Annotated in this window: 14 protein-coding genes; 12 read left to right on the top strand and 2 right to left on the bottom strand. The window is 45.6% G+C overall.

The window, feature by feature from the left end:
* Window positions 1–167: 167 nt before the first annotated feature.
* From J0K78_RS11875 to J0K78_RS11835, 9 genes are all read left to right on the top strand, one after another.
* Window positions 168–1,112, top strand: a complete 945-nt coding sequence (locus J0K78_RS11875) for an N-acetylglucosamine kinase (protein ID WP_206947272.1) — start codon at window positions 168–170, stop codon at window positions 1,110–1,112.
* Window positions 1,113–1,130: 18 nt separating this feature from the next.
* Window positions 1,131–2,033, top strand: coding sequence for an N-acetylmuramic acid 6-phosphate etherase (gene murQ, locus J0K78_RS11870; RefSeq protein ID WP_206947271.1), 903 nt, complete (start codon window positions 1,131–1,133; stop codon window positions 2,031–2,033).
* 60 nt (window positions 2,034–2,093) lie between these two features.
* Complete coding sequence (locus J0K78_RS11865) at window positions 2,094–3,476, top strand: ABC transporter substrate-binding protein (protein WP_206947270.1); 1,383 nt, start codon at window positions 2,094–2,096, stop codon at window positions 3,474–3,476.
* A 145-nt stretch (window positions 3,477–3,621) separates the two neighbouring features.
* Window positions 3,622–4,515 carry a carbohydrate ABC transporter permease gene (locus J0K78_RS11860; protein ID WP_160911363.1) on the top strand — a complete coding sequence of 298 codons (894 nt, stop codon included), beginning with the start codon at window positions 3,622–3,624 and terminating at the stop codon, window positions 4,513–4,515.
* 19 nt (window positions 4,516–4,534) lie between these two features.
* Window positions 4,535–5,371 carry a carbohydrate ABC transporter permease gene (locus tag J0K78_RS11855; protein ID WP_089651246.1) on the top strand — a complete coding sequence of 279 codons (837 nt, stop codon included), beginning with the start codon at window positions 4,535–4,537 and terminating at the stop codon, window positions 5,369–5,371.
* A gap of 14 nt (window positions 5,372–5,385) precedes the next feature.
* On the top strand, window positions 5,386–6,264 hold the full coding sequence (locus J0K78_RS11850; RefSeq protein WP_206947442.1) for a MurR/RpiR family transcriptional regulator: 879 nt from the start codon (window positions 5,386–5,388) through the stop codon (window positions 6,262–6,264).
* 14 nt (window positions 6,265–6,278) lie between these two features.
* Window positions 6,279–7,682 carry an FAD-binding oxidoreductase gene (locus tag J0K78_RS11845; RefSeq protein WP_206947269.1) on the top strand — a complete coding sequence of 468 codons (1,404 nt, stop codon included), beginning with the start codon at window positions 6,279–6,281 and terminating at the stop codon, window positions 7,680–7,682.
* Entirely contained in the window at window positions 7,675–8,955 is a 1,281-nt protein-coding gene (locus J0K78_RS11840) for a (Fe-S)-binding protein (protein WP_206947268.1), read from the top strand. Before J0K78_RS11845 ends, J0K78_RS11840 begins: the two co-directional genes overlap by 8 nt.
* 221 nt (window positions 8,956–9,176) lie before the next feature.
* Window positions 9,177–9,641, top strand: coding sequence for a PepSY domain-containing protein (locus tag J0K78_RS11835; RefSeq protein ID WP_206947267.1), 465 nt, complete (start codon window positions 9,177–9,179; stop codon window positions 9,639–9,641).
* A 68-nt stretch (window positions 9,642–9,709) separates the two neighbouring features.
* Here J0K78_RS11835 and J0K78_RS11830 read toward each other — a convergent pair whose 3' ends face one another.
* Window positions 9,710–10,567 (bottom strand): STAS domain-containing protein, encoded by an 858-nt coding sequence (locus tag J0K78_RS11830; protein WP_206947266.1) that lies wholly within the window; start codon window positions 10,565–10,567, stop codon window positions 9,710–9,712.
* 270 nt (window positions 10,568–10,837) lie between these two features.
* Between J0K78_RS11830 and J0K78_RS11825 the strand changes: the two genes are divergently transcribed.
* The 3 genes from J0K78_RS11825 (at window position 10,838) to J0K78_RS11815 (ending at window position 13,134) form a co-directional block, all read left to right on the top strand.
* Complete coding sequence (locus J0K78_RS11825; RefSeq protein ID WP_206947265.1) at window positions 10,838–11,644, top strand: glutamine ABC transporter substrate-binding protein; 807 nt, start codon at window positions 10,838–10,840, stop codon at window positions 11,642–11,644.
* A gap of 111 nt (window positions 11,645–11,755) precedes the next feature.
* On the top strand, window positions 11,756–12,412 hold the full coding sequence (locus J0K78_RS11820) for an amino acid ABC transporter permease (RefSeq protein WP_115822824.1): 657 nt from the start codon (window positions 11,756–11,758) through the stop codon (window positions 12,410–12,412).
* The gene (locus J0K78_RS11815; protein WP_206947264.1) at window positions 12,412–13,134 is read left to right on the top strand and encodes an amino acid ABC transporter ATP-binding protein; all 723 of its coding nucleotides are present in this window, start codon (window positions 12,412–12,414) and stop codon (window positions 13,132–13,134) included. The genes J0K78_RS11820 and J0K78_RS11815 overlap by 1 nt, the downstream gene beginning before the upstream one ends.
* Window positions 13,135–13,171: 37 nt before the next feature.
* Here the strand turns inward: J0K78_RS11815 and J0K78_RS11810 are convergent, their stop codons facing one another.
* Window positions 13,172–14,137: a sodium:calcium antiporter gene (locus J0K78_RS11810; protein ID WP_206947263.1), complete on the bottom strand. Its 966-nt coding sequence runs from the start codon at window positions 14,135–14,137 to the stop codon at window positions 13,172–13,174.
* Window positions 14,138–14,370 lie beyond the last annotated feature (233 nt).

The raw sequence follows: 14,370 nt of genomic DNA, 5'->3' as shown, positions 1-14,370 counted from the left end.
TAACCACACCAGGTCATCCAGATATTGGATGACCTGGTGTGGTATTTTTTAGGATCCTTTACTATTAGAATGTTTTTTTGAAATATCATTACAATATTTTAAAACATATGTTGACATAAAAATTCATAGATTCTATAATAAAGCCAACAAAGATTTGGAGGATGTCCATGAACTATGTGATTGGAATAGATGGAGGCGGGACGAAAACGACGTGCCTGTTCCTTGAAGCAAATCAATGTACATACCCGGAACAACCAAAAGTCATCCAGGGGCCAGGGACCAACCCTCATCAGATTGGTTTTGAGGAAGCGGGTCACCGCTTAACGGCTCTGATTGAAAAAGGATTACAAACCTTCAACGTAGATTCTGCACAAATCATAGGCATTGGCTTCGGACTAGCTGGTATAGGAAGACCAGAAGACGAAGAGCAAATGAGAGAGATTGTGCGGAATATTTTTTGGAGTCTATCATTTTCTGAAAATTTAAACTCATTTATTGGATCTGATAGCTTAGCCGCTTTGAAAGGGGCACTTTCTCTGACAGACAAGTCTGGGATTCTCATCATTTCGGGGACCGGGTCAAATGCTATTGGAGTAAACCTTGAAGGGGAAGTTCATAAATGCGGCGGTTGGGGCCATCTAATTGGTGATGAAGGTAGTGGATATTATCTATCTTTGAAAGCGTTATCATCAGTGGCGAAAGCAGCAGATGGACGTGGAGAGGAAACGCTCCTCACTCCTTTTATCTTAGAGAAATTAAGTCTACATAAGCCTGAAGCTCTCGTCCGTCACATGTATGGCAGGAATCATGAGAAACAGGAAATAGCGAAGCTTGCGACATGCGTGATCGAAGCGTCGGAACGACAGGATGAAGTCGCAGTGAAAATATTGAAGGAAGCTGCAGATCAGCTCGTTTCACACGTGGAAAGTATAGCACGTCACGGCTTTGAAAAAGATGCAGCGATTACAGCGGCAGGGTCTATTTTCAAGCATTCTAAAATTTTGAAACAGCATTTTATCCAAGAAATCGAAACGAAAGGGTTGGGCGTATATAAAGAGCCCTATGCTCCACCTGAGTTTGGAGCAGCCCTGTTAGCAATCCCGGATAATTAATAAAAGGTGGTGCCTAAAGTGACGAATTCCTTGACGTTCCTAACAACTGAGAAACGAAATGAACGAACGAAAAACATGGATGAAATGACGACTGCTGAAATACTGAAAGTCATGAATGAAGAGGATCACAAAGTCGCAGCAGCCGTCAAGCAGGTTTTGCCGGCGATTACGAAAGCTGTCGATCATATTTCCGCTTCATTGAAAAAGGGTGGCCGACTCTTTTATGTAGGAGCAGGGACAAGCGGAAGGCTCGGCATTCTGGATGCTTCCGAATGTCCACCGACCTTCCTCGTGGATCCCGACCTGGTTCAAGCGGTCATGGCCGGGGGAGGCAACGCCTTTACAAAGGCGAAAGAGAATTCAGAAGATGATGCAGCTCAAGGGGAAGCCGATCTGAAAGCAAAAAAACTCACCTCAAACGATGTTGTGGTTGGAATTACGGCCAGTGGACGGACTCCTTACCCGATCGGAGCTCTCAAACATGCAGGTTCCATTGGTGCTTATACGATTTCTCTATCCTGTAACCATCGTTCCGAAATCAGTGATTATGCCGAGTGCCCGATCGAAGTGGTTGTCGGGCCGGAAGTTTTGACAGGTTCGACGCGTTTGAAAGCAGCGACAGCCCACAAAATGGTGTTGAACATGATGAGTACGACAGCCATGGTCAAACTCGGGAAAGTCTATGAGAATTTGATGGTGGACGTCCATGCAAGCAATCACAAGCTGAGGGAACGCGCGAAGAACATTTTGATGGAGTGTACCTCAGCGACTTATGAGGAAGCTGAGGAAACGTTGAAAAAAGCAAAGCTGCAAGTGAAGCCGGCGATTGTCATGCTGAAGCGAAGTGTTTCTTATGAACAAGCAGTAAAAATGCTTCAGGAGAATGAGGGCAATTTGCGCATGGCCATGAATGAATCTTAATGATTTGAAGACCATTTTTCATGGTTTCAAATAAATTTTTCAATCAAAAAGGGGGAGCTTATGTTGAGCATGTGGCGGAAAACATCTGCTTGGTTGATGATGGCGGTTTTGTTCGCTTTCTTGTTGTTGGTCGGTTGTGCACCTGGAGCAGGAACGGAAGAAACAGACAGCGAAGGCACGGAGGAAGAATCCAGTTCAGAAGGGTCTTCAGAGTCTGGTGAATCGGGTGAAGTTTCAGGAGAGCTTGAAATTCAGTACTTTGTCGGTGGTTATGGGGATTCCTGGTGGAAAGAAGTTATTGCTGATTTCCAGGAAGAATATCCGGATGTCTCGATTACGGAACACGCGGGTCCTAATATTAATGAAGAGATGCGTTCACGCTGGGTATCCGATGATCCACCTGATGTCGTCTACATTGATGGTGCCGGTTCCAGTGAAACACAGATGGTTGAAGACGGTCAGCTTATGAACTTGACGGAATGGTTGAGTGGCGTTGAGCTTGAGGATGGCTCCGCTCTAGGTGAAAGTTTCATTGTTGATCCTGCTAAGTACGATGGGGAAATCTACAGCTTACCACTTGTGTTCGATACATGGGGCACATGGTATGACAATGCCTGGTTTGAAGAAAACAATTGGGAGGTACCGAAAGACTTCCCTAGTTTCATGGATACGATGAGTCAGATTAAGGAAGATGAAGGCATTGAGCCTTTCGTTACAACAGGACAATATCCATACTATTTCCTTCGTGGGATGCTTTACCCTGCCTTTGGTGCCGCAGGTGGAGACGAGTTACTTAATGACGTCATTACAGGTGCAGAAGGCGCCTGGACGAGTGAACCTGTTCTTAATGTCATGAAAAAAGTGGAACAGATGCAGCAAGAAGGTATGATTGATTCCGGTTTCGGTGCGTTGAACCATACGCAGTCCCAAATGAACTTCCTGCTTCATGACAATGCGTTCATTCCGGTCGGTTTCTGGCTGCCGAATGAAATGGCGAATGATACGCCGGAAGACTTCGAATATGGATTCATTCCTTCTCCGATGCAGGATGAAGGCGAACCTGCGGCGATTGTTCCAGACCTACGTCCATTAGCAATTGCTGAAAAAGCAGAAAACCCGGAAGCTGCGAAAGCTTTTGTTGAGTTCGTGTTCACAAAAGAATATGCGAAGAGTTTTTCTGAACATACGGGAGCCATCATGAACTTGCAAGGGGTGGATCTTGCTTCAAGTGAGGAAGTGCCTTCTTTCTTGATTGATGCCAACGAGATGATCAATGACCCTGAACAGGTCCAGATCTATCAAAAGCCTCACCCAATGAGTTCAGAGCTTGAGACGCCGATCAGCAACTCGCTCGTTTCTTTGATGCTCGGTAACATTACAGCAGAAGAGTTCGTTGAGGAAGCAGAACAAGCGGCAGCGGAATACCGCAGCAGTTTGGAGTAAAGGACAAGTGGAATGTGGAGGCGGACGTCTTCACATTCCATTTTTCTTAAAGGCATAAGCCAATCAACCGCGGGAAAATCATCCTGCTGTTGCTTGACTTATGCTTGTAAAAACATATTCAAACTAGAAAAAGAGGTGGTTGTAAATGGTCCAGTCCAAACGACAGCGGAACTTGTTCCTTGCCTTTTGTCTTGTTCCGACATTCATTTTGTTTGCCGTGTTCACGTTGTACCCCTTGTTCAATGGTCTTTATTATTCCTTTTTCAAATGGTCAGGGGCATCTTCACTCGCCGAGTTCGTAGGTTTTGATAATTACCGCCGGTTATTCAGCGATGATATTATCCCGAGAACCATCTGGCACGATTACTTTCTTGTCATTACAAAAGTGTTCGGCATCATGATTCTGTCTACCTTTTTTGCGGTAGCTTTAACGCAAATGAAAATCAAAGAAGCTCCGTTTTACCGGATTGTCTTCTTCTTTCCGAATATCATGTCCGTCGTCGTGATCGGGATTTTGTGGATGTTCATCTATAATCCAAGTCTCGGGCTTGTGAACTCAGGTCTTGAACTGATTGGTCTTGAAAGCTGGACGCAGCCGTGGCTCGGGAGCGAAGACTGGGCTTTACCAAGTTTAGTGCTTCCTTCTGTATGGGCAGGAATCGGGTTGTTCATGCTCATGCTGATGGGCGGGATTTCGAACATTTCGAAGAGTTATTATGAAGCAGCAGAAATCGATGGGGCCACCGAGTGGCAGCAGTTTTGGAAGGTGACCTTACCGCTGATCTGGCCGCAAATCAAGATATCTATTTTGTACATTATTATTACGACGTTGAATGGGTCCTTCATTATCGTCCAGGTCATGACCAAAGGTGGACCAAACAACTCCACACACGTGATGGGTTCCTACTTATATGAACAGGCTTTTGTTAAATACAACTTCGGATACGGGGCAACGATCGGGGTTATGATTTTAATTCTGTCTCTCGTGACCGTACTGATTATGCAATTCCTAATGAGAAGAGAGAAAGTGGAGTATTAATAGACAGGAGGGGAATAGAGTGCAAAAAGGGAGTATTTTTTCAAGAACGATTGTACGTATCCCATTGATCATCTGGTCTCTGGCCGTCTTATACCCGATTTTCTGGATGGTGCTGGGTGCATTCAAGTCTAATGCAGAAATCTACGCCAATCCATGGGGGCTGCCGGAATCGTTCAGCTTCAGTAACTTCGTCGATGCGTGGAGCAACTACAACATCGATGCGAGTGTGTTCAACAGTTTCATCGTCACCGGTCTTGGCGCGACACTGACCCTTGCGATGGCGATTCCGACGTCTTATGCGTTAGAGCGGATGCGTTTCCGCGGAAACCGACTGTTGTTCACGCTTTATATTTCCGCGATGATGATTCCAATGGTCCTTGGCTGGATTCCGTTGTTTTTCCTATTGATGCAATTGAATCTCCTGGATAACATCTTCGGGCTCAGTATCGTGTATGCGGTCAGCCAGTTACCGTTCAGCATTTTCGTTTTGACGAGTTTCATGGCAACGATTCCAAAGTCATTGGAAGAAGCGGCAGCGATTGATGGGATGTCGCCGTATGGCATCCTGTGGAAAATCATTACGCCACTTTCGACAACTGGGATTATTACCGTTACGATTATGAATATGATCCAGTTTTGGAATGAGTATTTTATGGCGCTCATCTTCCTTCAAACAGAGGAAAACTATACGCTTGCTCTCGCGATTGATTATATTAGTAATGAAACACAGTACACGAATGCATGGGGAACGCTGTTTGCGAGTCTTGTCATTGCGATTGTTCCTGTCATCGTTTTGTATGCGATTTTTCAACGGCGTATTGTTAAAGGAATGACTGAGGGAGCCATTAAAGGATAAGTGTGGTGAAACAAATGAAGAATTCTCTAACCGGCGGACTTGTCATACTCAATGAAATGAAAGATAAGCTTCCGCCTTCTGAAAAAAAGATTGCCGAATTTATACTGGATCAGCCTCATGAAGCGATCCACTGTACAGCGACACAGCTCGGTGAACTGAGCTCGACGAGCAGTGCCGCTGTCATTCGCTTATGCAAGTCTCTCGGTCTGAAAGGATTGCAGGAATTGAAATTGAGGATCTCCGGTGATTTGCAAAAGAAACCGGAGGCGCGGTACCGGGATATTCAGCCGGGAGAGCCGTCCGATTCAATTGTAGAAAAAATAACAAGCAATAGTCTGCAGGCGATCCGCGAAACAACGGAAATGGTCGACTACCGGACGTTGTCGGAAGCGGTGAAGCTGTTAAATGAAGCAGGATCGATCCACTTCTTCGGTGTGGGGGCGTCCGGGATTATTGCTCAGGACGCTCAACAGAAATTTTTAAGGATGAACAAACCGACCTCTGCTTTTACTGATATGCATAATGCGGCGATGAACATTGCCAACGTCACGGAGAATGATGTTATCTTTGGCATCTCTTTCTCTGGAGAAACCTATGAGACAGCAAAAATCATGGAGATTGCAAAGAAAAAGGGAGCGCGGACCATCAGTTTAACCCGTTATGGACAGTCTCCTGTTACAGAGCATGCCGATGTTTCGCTATACATCTCTGCCTCAAGGGAGATCCCTGCCCCATTCCGAAGTGGTGCGACATCTTCCCGTCTTGCCCAGTTACATATGATCGACATCTTGTTTGTCAATGTCGTCACCGAACAATGGGACAAGGCTTCTGAGTACTTTCATGAAATTACCGACGTGATGGATTTGTTGAAAGGGAAGAAAACAAAGGGATAAGGAGGAATCAGCGTATGGAAAAGTGGCTGGAAGATCTGCAGTCTTTTCTTCCGGAAGGGCGTGTGTTAACGTCCCTCGCCGACCGTCACAGTTACAGTTTTGATGCTTCTTTTGGGGAACACCTGCCGGATGCTGTGGTGCAGGTGAAAGAAAAACAGGAAGTCGCTGATGTTTTGAAGCTTGCCAATCGTTATAAAGTACCGGTTCATCCGCGCGGGTCCGGCACCTGCCTGAGCGGCGGTCCCCTTCCCGTTCACGGCGGGATTGTTTTGGATATGTCTCAATATCCAGCAGTCATTGACCTTAGTCCTCGCGATCTAACGGTAAAGGTGACGCCGAGTGTCTTGACCGGAAACATCAATAAAGCGGCCGAACAACACGGGCTGATGTACGCCCCTGACCCAAGCAGTGCCCATGTGGCTACGATTGGAGGTAACCTTGCCGAGAACTCAGGCGGTCCCCGCGGGTTGAAGTATGGCGTGACAAAAGACCACGTACTCGGGTTGGAAGTCGTGACGCCTGAAGGTGAAATCATTAAGACAGGTGGTCAGACGATTAAGAATGTCACAGGCATTGATCTGACGAAGCTGATCGTCGGATCGGAAGGAACGCTAGGCGTCATCGTCGGAGCTACGTTGAAGCTGATGCCGAAACCGCCCGCGGTGCAGACAATCATGGTCGCTTTTGACGAAGTGCGAAAAGCAGGGGAAGCCATCTCCCAGACGCTCACGTCAGGAATTTTACCAGCGAAAATGGAATTTATGGATCAAGCCTGTATTGTTGCCGTCGAAAATTTTCAGCCGGTCGGTCTGCCTGTCGATGCAGTTGCCGTGATTATCATTGAGCTTGATGGACATCCGGAGACGCTTCGCGTGGAGCGGGGTCTGATCGAAGGAATTATGGAAGAGATGGGCGCTAAGGAAATCATCATACCTAAAAATGGTGAGGAAGCGTCTAAGCTCTGGCATGCGCGCAAACAAGTTTCACCTGCGATTGCGAAGATTAAGCCGACGAAAGTCTCCGAAGACGCGACCGTTCCGAGAAGCAAAATCCCGGACTTCATGGACCGTTTAGAGCTCATCAAAGAAAAGTACGGGCTTGACGTCGTCGCTTTTGGACATGCGGGAGACGGCAATCTGCACCCAAACATTTTATGTGACAAGCGAAATGTAGAAGAGATGAAGCTTGTTGAACAAGCGGTGGAGGATATGTTCCAGGCTGCCCTTGATCTTGGAGGCACGCTTTCCGGGGAGCACGGAATCGGTACGATGAAGGCGCCGTTCATGGAGCTTGAACTCGGAGAAGTGGGACTTGATATGATGAAGCGCATCAAAGACAGCTGGGACCCGAACGGCATCTTGAACCCGGGCAAAGTTTTTCCTGAAAAGGGGCAGAAGTTGGTGTTGCACCATGACTAGTTCACTGAAGGAACGCTTGAACTATGACAAAACGTTCGACTGTGTCCAGTGCGGTTACTGTCTTCCAGCCTGTCCAACGTATGAAACGATGGGAAAAGAGACCCACTCGCCGAGAGGGCGGATCAATCTCGTGAAGATGGTGGCAGAAGGGAAAGCTTCTGTTGAGGATTTAAGAGAGCCAATCGAAAAATGTCTGGGCTGTATGGCGTGTACGACCGTCTGTCCAACGAACGTCCAGTATGGAGAGATCTTTGAGGGAGCGAAACGGGTGATTGATGAGGAGAGGCCGCGCAGGATTGTGGAGGATTTCTTGTTCCAGTCATTCTTTCCTTCTTCGAAGTGGATGAATACGTTGGGAAATGCGACTTGGCTTTATCAGAAGAGTGGTTTGCAGAAGGTTTCCCAGAGTTTTGGATTGACGAAAAGAGCGCCGCTTCATATTCACGAATTCGAAGCGGCTTTGCCGAGTATGCCTGCGCCGAGTAAACGCCGCAGGGAGCGAGTCGATCGTTATGTGCGTAAGCGGCCTGCTGCGGCGAAGATCGGGTTTTTTAAGGGATGCGTGATGGACAGCGTCTTTTTTGAAACGAATCAGAATACCGTCGAGCTTTTGCTTCGGAGTGGAGCGGAAGTTGTTTTTCCAGAAGCTCAGACGTGCTGCGGAGCTCTTCACGCGCATACAGGCAAAGTGGCTCAGTCGGTGGAACTTGCGAAGCGGAATATAGAAGCTTTCGAAGAAGAAGGCTTTGATTATATCGTGAATAATGCTGGTGGCTGTGGTGCGCGGTTGGTCGAGTATACGCATTTGTTTGAGGAAGGTACAGAGTGGCACGACCGTGCGGAACGGTTTGTATCACGTGTGAGGGATATTTCAGAAGTGCTGGTGGAGGTGGACGGGCTCTTTTTTGAAAAAGAATTGTCGAGGACCGTTACCTATCAACCTTCCTGTCATTTGCGCAACGTGCAGAAGGTGACGAGTGAACCGCTGGATCTGATTCGCCGCATTCCTGGGGTGGAATTGCGCGAGTTGCAGCGGCCGGAGTTTTGCTGTGGGTCCGCCGGTGTTTATAATATCACAAACTATGAAGAGGCGATGGATATTCTGGACGTGAAAATGCAGGATGTGTGTGGTACCGGCGCTGGAGGTGTTGTGACATCCAATCCTGGCTGTCAGCTTCAGATGAAGCTTGGTGTGGAGCGTGAAGGATTGGGTATGGAAGCTGTGCATTTGGTAGATTTGCTGATGGAGGCTGATCCTAGGCCGAATTGGTGAGACGATCTCGTGATGAGGTCGTCTTTTTTTGTTTGGTGAGTGTTGTGGAGGGCGGCGGATATCGGCTGAATTTTGGTTTTATCAATTAAAAATGGAATATATCAATTAAATGCAAGATATATCGGCTGAATTAGCAATATATCAATTAAACTGCTCCAAAAAGTAAACTCTCCCTTTATTTTCCCCTGAGTGTTGTTGTGTTGGTGGGAGGAGCTTTTGGTGTGAGTGCAGTTTCAGGAAATGATCAATTCTCTGAAAGTGAAGTGGGTCTCTCCCAGAAAGAAGCAGAAGCTGTGGCTAAAGAAAAAGTAGAAGGTATGACAATTGAAAAAGTAGAGAAAGAGAAAGAAGACGGAACATTCGTTTATGAGTTTGAGGGTAAGTTGGAAGACGGTAAACAAGTGGACGTGGAAGTAGAAGCAAATACAGGGGAAGTTTTACAAGTGGAAAACGAAGATGACGATTCCAACGAAACTTCAGCTGAAGATTTGAAAGTGACAAAAGATGAAGCTGAGAAGACCGCGAAAGAAAAAGCTTCTGGCAGTGAAATGAAAGAGGCGGAAATTGATGCTGGTCATTATGAGTTTGAATTCCAGGATGAGGAATTTGAATATGAGGTTACCGTTGATGGTCAGTCAGGTGAGATTAAAGAGTTTGAAAAAACAAAAGGAAATAACAAACGCTGAAATAAATGGAGCTCCACCTTTTATGGTGGAGCTTTTCCTATGGAGATTAGCACCGTAAGTGGCTTTTTTTAATGGCTTTCTACTAATTTAAACCCGATTTTTGAAAGAGCTGTCTGCAAGTTCGGAACGGTTTTAGGCTTGGTTCGAGCCAGCACGTTGGTTTCGATTTCCTTCTGTGCTATTTCCGGGGTAATACCGGTCAACATCGTATCTATACCCATCACTTGGAGAGCGTGGATCAGTTTTGGTAGCATTTCTGAGAAAAATTGATCACGGACGACGAGGCCGGAAAGATCGAGGACGAAATAATCAATGTCTTGGTCTTTTCCATACCGCAGAACATCACTCATCAATTTGTCCGCACGCTCTTGATCGACAATCCCCTGGATGGGGATTACGGATACTCCATCCGTTATAGGGATGATCGGCGCATTCATGAGCCCCATGTTGTAGTGGGTCTGATCAAGGTCGATCATGTGAGAAAGAACGGAAGCGATGGTTTGTAGGAATTCCACATCTTCTTCGGTAAAATCTTTCTCTTCCTTGTCCATCACGCAGAGGGTCCCGAATACATTTCCTTTCAAATCTTTCAGCGTCACACCGAGATAGCCTTTTACCTGTAAAAGGTTGGATGCTTCCATGTCTCGAGTCAGTTTATTTTCCATTAAATTGGTTGTTCTAAGTATGTCATTTTGATTATTAATAATTAACCGGCAGTGACTTTCTTCATAATCAATCGTGAATCCCTCGGGGACGATTTCTTCCTGCTTATTTAATGAACTCAGCACAGTCATGGAATTTTTACCTCTCATTGTGATATAAGTGGTCTGTACATCGAGTCTCTGTGTTATGACTTCAAAGATCTTATGAGCAGCTGATTTGAGTGAATAATATTGCTCTGATCCAAAGTAATATTCTTCCGACATGTAAAACCTTCCCTTTCGTAAAATTAGGAACTATCCCCTATTATACCCTATTACCCTTTGAAACTAAGATTAACACGTTTATTTTTATAGAAATTTGATGCATTTACCCGTAAATTGACAGAAAATAAAGAAATATTGAGTAATCACTAGAAAAGTTTAATAGAATCGTTATTTTCAGTCTAAAAGTCCTTTAAAAGTAGTATTCAGAAAATTTGCAAGAGTAGTAAAATTTGAGATAATAGAGGTCATAGAATAAAAGGGGGAAAATAGATGAAAGCAAAATGGTACTTATTCATTATGGTCATTTCTTTAACTCTGTTTCTTGCAGCCTGTGGCAGTGATAGTGAGACAGGCTCATCAGGAGACTCCGGCGATTCAGGCGGAGAAACGTACTCGGTGGCAACGGATAATAACTTTGTCCCATTTGAGTTTATGAACGAAGAAACGGGCGAAATGGAAGGGTTCGATATTGATTTGATCAAGGCGATTGCTGATGAAGCTGGATTCAATATTGAGATTGAATCGATGAAGTTTGACGGTGTTGTTGCTGGGATGCAATCCGGCCGCTATGACATCGGAATTGCTGGTATGACAATTACGGATGAGCGTAAAGAAACTATCGATTTTTCTGATCCTTATTATGACGCTGGTCTGATGCTTGCGGTCAGCGCAGATAATGATGATATTCAATCAGAAGACGATCTTGCAGGTAAAAAGGTAGGGACTCGTTCTGGTACGACAAGTGAAACATACATCAGAGAAAACCACCCGGATGCCGAGTTGATTACATTCCCAGGAATCGTTGAAGCTTATATGGACCTTGAGTCTGGTCGTTTGGATGCGGTGATGTATGACGTTCCTAACGTCCAGTACTACGTAGCCAATGATTCTGAAGGATTAAAAACAGCTGGCGACATTTTGCAGGGGGAGCAGTATGGTATTGCTTTTCCTAAGGATTCTGAACTTGTAAGTGATGTGAACGAAGCCTTACAGACATTGATTGATAATGGTACGTACGATGATATCTACGAAGAATGGTTCGGTGAGCGTAAATACGGCACAGAATCTTCCGAGTAATTAAGCAGCTGATCATAAAAGCGTAGCAAGTGATTGGCTTGTTGCGCTTTTTGAATTGAATACTTGGCATGAACCCACACACCATTCAAAACACAAGGAGCGAATACATATATGGAGTTCATTACAGAATCGCACTATTTTCGTGTCATGCCTTTTTTGCTTGAAGGATTGGTATGGACACTACTCATCACCTTTGTTGGATTGATTTTTGGATTTGTACTCGGGGCGGTCTTTGGCTTTGCCCGTTTATCGAAAAACAAGATCATATACGGACTTGCAACGGTCTATGTAGAAGCCGTTCGCGGTACACCGATTCTCGCTCAAATTTTGTTTATCTATTTTGGTCTGTCCGACCTTACCGGAATCAACATTGATAAAATTACGGCCTCCATCATAGCGATTGCCATTAATGCCGGTGCTTACATAGCGGAAATCGTAAGGGGAGCGGTTTACTCGATTGATAAAGGACAGGAAGAGGCGGGACGTTCCATCGGTCTCACACGTAATCAGACGATGCGTTACATCATCTGGCCACAGGCGTTCAGAAGGATGATTCCGCCGCTTGGAAACCAATTTGTTATCAGCTTGAAAGATACTTCGCTTTTCTCCGTCATTGCTGTAGGGGAATTGCTTTATATGGGACAACAGTATTATGGAATGACGTTCCAGGCCTTCCAGGCACTGACGATGGTTTGTGTGATGTACTTGATCATCACGGTACCGACAGCTGTGTACTTGAGACGAGTTGAAAGGAGACTGGATGTGTAATGATTACCGTCAAAGATTTGCATAAATCATTCGGTTCCAATGAAGTGTTGAAAGGAATCAATGCAGAAATCAAAGAGAAAGAAGTGGTCTGTGTCATCGGGCCATCAGGTTCCGGGAAAAGTACTTTTTTACGGTGCTTGAACCTGCTTGAGGAAGTCACCTCCGGGGAAGTCATCATTCAAGGGGACAATCTGACTGACCCTAAAATCAATATCAACGATGTCCGGTCCCGTGTCGGAATGGTGTTCCAGCACTTTAACCTTTTCCCGCACAAAACCGTGCTTGATAACATTACGATCGGTCCAATCAAAGTGAAAAAAATGAAGAAAGCAGAAGCTGAAAAAGTGGCCCGTCCGCTCCTTGAGAAAGTCGGTCTGAGTGAAAAAGCGGACGCTTACCCGGAAAGCCTTTCCGGCGGTCAGAAACAACGTGTAGCGATCGCGCGATCACTAGCGATGGAACCAAGCATCATGTTGTTTGACGAGCCGACGTCAGCGCTTGATCCGGAACTTGTCGGGGACGTGCTTGCGGTTATGAAGGAATTAGCGCAGGAAGGGATGACGATGGTGGTCGTAACCCACGAAATGGGATTTGCCCGCGAAGTCGGCGACCGGGTCCTGTTTATGGATGAAGGGATCATCATGGAGGAGGATGTACCTGATAATCTTTTCGGGAATCCACAAAATCCTAGAACGCAGGAGTTCTTAAGTAAAGTATTATAGAGAAAATCCGCAGACATTTGAGTCTGCGGATTTTTTATTAGAAAAGGAAGTAAGAAGAGACGAAGTACGTCACTACGATAAGGAGAGAAGGAGCGGCATAGCGAGCGAAGCTCTCCACATTTTTCCTTACCATCATGAAAATCGTCAGCACCATCATGCCAATGAATAAAAGGGCAATCGGGAGGTTGCTTCCTGATGTCGCATTCAGGATCGGACCTTTTTGATAGAAAAGGTCTGTGATGGCAAGAAGCTGCAGATTGAACAAGTTACTCCCTAAAATAGAGCCTACCGCCATATCATAATTTCCCATTTTAAATGCTACAAGGACCGTGACTAGTTCAGGTAGAGAGGTGGAAGCAGCAATCAAGAAGCTTCCGACAAAGCTTGAACTCATTCCGGTTTGCTGGGCCAGTTGATCCCCGGATATCGAAAGGGCACTTCCGGCAGCGAAAACGACAATAGCGCTGATGGCAAAACCGATGCTTGCCCCTTTTAAGGAAACCGTTTTGCCTGTGGCTGCCGCTTCATCCATCTCTTCTGCTTCATCATTTTCAAAGAATCGTACAGTCAGGATGTATAAGCCCACGAGAATAAACATTTCGATTCCTATATTAAAAAGCGAAAGGGTAGAACCCATCAATAGCGAGACAACAACGACCAGCGTAAAAATAATCCCTGCAATGGCAGAAGGGAGGTGATGCTTTGGCACGATGCTGTTGAACATTTTCTGTTTGCGATAGATAAGATCAACCGCTGCCAGAATCAACACATTAAATACGTTACTACCAAGCATATTCCCTACAGCAATGTCCGGGTTGTCAATATAGACGGCCGTTAAACTCGTGGTCAATTCCGGTAAGGAGGTAGCTCCAGCGATAAGGAAGGTTCCCACGACAGCTCCGCTCAATTTAGATTTTTGACTGATAACATCCCCGTAGCGGTTCAGCTGCACGGCAGCGAGAACGACCACAACGGCTGAGATGACGAAAATTAAAAAGTTCATCGTTTTCCTCCTTGGTTTGAGCCAATAAAAAAAGACCTTGGCCCTAGTTTCGTTCAGGCCAAGGTCTTGCGTACTATGGTCATAGTTTGGTGAACCGAGTGTCTGCACACTGAAATGACGATTCACCAACCGCATTATACGGTCGCTACTCCCCTTGTTACTATTAATATAGCTAATTCCTGTGAAAACGTCAATAAAATAGTCTCTTACCTATGACAATGATCTTCAACTAT

The sequence above is a fragment of the Halobacillus sp. GSS1 genome, from assembly GCF_017307035.1.
Lineage (GTDB): Bacteria > Bacillota > Bacilli > Bacillales > Halobacillaceae > Halobacillus > Halobacillus litoralis.
This window is presented reverse-complemented; position numbering and strand designations above follow the sequence as displayed.

Bases quoted from the DNA above. Each gene is read 5' to 3' on its own strand.
- J0K78_RS11830 (WP_206947266.1), bottom strand. From the start codon at position 10,567: ATGTCGGAAGAATATTACTTTGGATCAGAGCAATATTATTCACTCAAA.
- J0K78_RS11875 (WP_206947272.1), top strand. From the start codon at position 168: ATGAACTATGTGATTGGAATAGATGGAGGCGGGACGAAAACGACGTGC.
- J0K78_RS11850 (WP_206947442.1), top strand. From the start codon at position 5,386: ATGAAGAATTCTCTAACCGGCGGACTTGTCATACTCAATGAAATGAAA.
- J0K78_RS11820 (WP_115822824.1), top strand. From the start codon at position 11,756: ATGGAGTTCATTACAGAATCGCACTATTTTCGTGTCATGCCTTTTTTG.
- J0K78_RS11845 (WP_206947269.1), top strand. From the start codon at position 6,279: ATGGAAAAGTGGCTGGAAGATCTGCAGTCTTTTCTTCCGGAAGGGCGT.
- J0K78_RS11815 (WP_206947264.1), top strand. From the start codon at position 12,412: ATGATTACCGTCAAAGATTTGCATAAATCATTCGGTTCCAATGAAGTG.
- J0K78_RS11840 (WP_206947268.1), top strand. From the start codon at position 7,675: ATGACTAGTTCACTGAAGGAACGCTTGAACTATGACAAAACGTTCGAC.
- J0K78_RS11810 (WP_206947263.1), bottom strand. From the start codon at position 14,137: ATGAACTTTTTAATTTTCGTCATCTCAGCCGTTGTGGTCGTTCTCGCT.
- J0K78_RS11865 (WP_206947270.1), top strand. From the start codon at position 2,094: ATGTTGAGCATGTGGCGGAAAACATCTGCTTGGTTGATGATGGCGGTT.
- J0K78_RS11825 (WP_206947265.1), top strand. From the start codon at position 10,838: ATGAAAGCAAAATGGTACTTATTCATTATGGTCATTTCTTTAACTCTG.
- J0K78_RS11860 (WP_160911363.1), top strand. From the start codon at position 3,622: ATGGTCCAGTCCAAACGACAGCGGAACTTGTTCCTTGCCTTTTGTCTT.